Source organism: Desulfovibrio faecalis (assembly GCF_053570625.1).
In genome coordinates, this window is record NZ_JBRBQR010000004.1 from 1 (window position 1) to 1,317 (window position 1,317).

Consider the following 1,317-nt stretch of genomic DNA (forward strand, 5'->3'; position numbering starts at 1 on the left):
GGTTTTCCGTGGGTAACCCCTGTCAGGAACTGGCCGGGTAGAGGTTTAGACCGCCACAGAAGAAGTAGATGGCTGTCTTGAAATGCTCCCGGTTCCTATAACCGCAAGCCTTCCTCTTGATGGCCATGATCTTGCTGTTGAGGCCCTCGGCCACGCCGTTGGTGATCCTGTGGCGGCAGAAGGTCAGGATGTTCTCAAGATGTCTCTGAATCAGTCCGCCCACTTTGCGCATTGGGGCAAGATCTGACCTGTTCACCCAGACCAGCCATCGCTTCACAAAACGTCTGGCCCATCCCGTGCTCAGGTACTTCCAGACGTCGTTCAGGCTTTCCTTCATGGCCCAGGCCTTGGCCACCTTGAGGTTCGCTGTCTTCAAGGCCTCCAGGGCTGGCCGGTGTTTGTCCGGCAGATTCTCCTCCCGGTATAGCCAGAGGAATTTCGTGCCCTTGAGTCGATGGTCATCCTGACTTGTGAGTTCGCGGTGCTCTTGCTTGCGTACCCGGTCCACAGCCTCGCCTACGTGTTTCATGACGTGGAACCGATCGTGAACGATTTTCCCCGCCGCGTCCGGCACATGTTTGAGCGTAGCTTTAAAATAGGGCTCCCACATGTCCATGGCCACGGCCTTGATCCGCTCCAACTGCGCCTTGGTGAACTGAAGGTAGTACCCCTCAAGGCTTTCGGCCTTACGCTCGTCGGCCACATACTCCACCGTGCTGCCGATCAGATCACAAACCACGGTCACATAGTCGTGCCCCTTGCGGAATGCCTTCTCGTCAACGCCAAGATACCGCGAGGGATTCGATTGCTTGCGCTCCCGGCCCCGGCGCACCGCCCTTTCCATGACACCCCATGCTTCGTCCCAGGTGATGCGCAGGATGCGCCGCGCTCCTGTTACGGTGGCGCACTCGGTCAGCACGTCGATGATCAATCGCTCCATCAATATGGTGAAACGTGCCTTGGACTCGGCCCAAGGCACGTTGACCTGAAGGACGCCATGCTCGGGGCAGTCCACTCGGGGAATCCGAGCATGCAGGAACGTCTTGAACTGGCACGTGTCCAGATGGCGCCAGACACGAGGCTCGGCATGGTCGCGGCAAGCCAGCTCTCGACCACAAGTAGGGCAAAACCAGCGAACACCAGGACCATGCTCCACGCGGATGTCTACCCGACCTTCCGCCGTGTCCAGTTCAACAGCCTCAACAAACCAGGGCTCGGTCAGCCCGAGAATCCGAAAATATAGGTCCGTATCCTTCATTGGTGCCCTCCGGGAAGGACATTAGCAGATCAGCTACCCACGGAAAACCCGGAAGAGCC

General features: G+C 58.3%; 1 protein-coding gene. It reads right to left on the reverse strand.

Annotated elements, in window-relative coordinates:
• Nucleotides 1-22: 22 nt before the first annotated feature.
• Nucleotides 23-1,258 (reverse strand): ISL3 family transposase, encoded by a 1,236-nt coding sequence (locus tag ACUZ79_RS15805; protein ID WP_096152604.1) that lies wholly within the window; start codon nt 1,256-1,258, stop codon nt 23-25.
• Nucleotides 1,259-1,317: the final 59 nt, after the last annotated feature.

Excerpts from the sequence above, each read along its gene's own strand:
- ACUZ79_RS15805 (WP_096152604.1), bottom strand. The coding sequence starts at position 1,258 with ATGAAGGATACGGACCTATATTTTCGGATTCTCGGGCTGACCGAGCCC.